Source organism: Streptomyces sp. SID12488 (genome assembly GCF_010548275.1).
Lineage (GTDB): Bacteria > Actinomycetota > Actinomycetes > Streptomycetales > Streptomycetaceae > Streptomyces.
The window spans coordinates 1-646 of record NZ_JAAGLT010000106.1 but is presented as its reverse complement, the minus strand read 5'-3'; the positions used below and the strand labels follow the sequence as shown (position 1 = coordinate 646).

General features: G+C 66.7%; 1 protein-coding gene. It reads right to left on the bottom strand.

Translation table 11 applies throughout. The annotated features are described in order from the left end of the window. Nucleotides 1–53 precede the first annotated feature (53 nt). Entirely contained in the window at nt 54–323 is a 270-nt protein-coding gene (locus G3I56_RS42710; RefSeq protein WP_239135473.1) for a hypothetical protein, read from the bottom strand. Between the last annotated feature and the right edge of the window lie 323 nt (nt 324–646).

Sequence of the window (646 nt, the reverse complement as noted above, 5' to 3'; positions counted from 1 at the left end):
ATGGAAGTAGGTGTCCAGAATCCCGTTGTCGCTGCGGTTGAACTGGGCGCGGGTCACGGGCGGGCCGGGCATCGCGATGGTGTTGCTGTTGTCGGGGTGCCGAGCAGGTCGTCCCAGGACGAGTAGAGGCCGTAGCTGTTGTTCATCCATACGGCCACCACCGAGATCGCGGTGAGCTGGCACAGCAGAATCATGACCAGCCGGGTGAGTGCCCGCACCAGGCGCGGTCCGGGAATCCTCGCCCACAGGAGCATCGTGCCGATGACCATCAGCAGCGTCACGATGATGAGCACGACCCAGAACGATGTCCCCGTCAGACTCATGTCAAGCCCTCCTGCCCTGGTGCGCCGGCGCGATGCTGCAACCGCCGGTCCGGTCCCCCTGATCCGGGTTCCGGTGCTCGTTGTCAACGTCTCACACGCATCCGGCAGACGGCTGTGCGGCATGCCCGAACCTGGCCGGGCATACCGCACTTGGGGGCGCGCTCGCGCCGTCGCTCGCCTGTCCGACCAGATCCGAGCCTGGCCGATCCGAGCCGACCTTGCGCTACCGCCCGGCAACCGGCCGGTAGGTGCACACGTGCACGCCCGCGTCACTGATGGCGGTGGACACCAACTCGAGCGTGCGCAGTACACCGTCGTCAAGG

Bases quoted from the DNA above. Each gene is read 5' to 3' on its own strand.
- G3I56_RS42710 (WP_239135473.1), bottom strand. From the start codon at position 323: ATGAGTCTGACGGGGACATCGTTCTGGGTCGTGCTCATCATCGTGACG.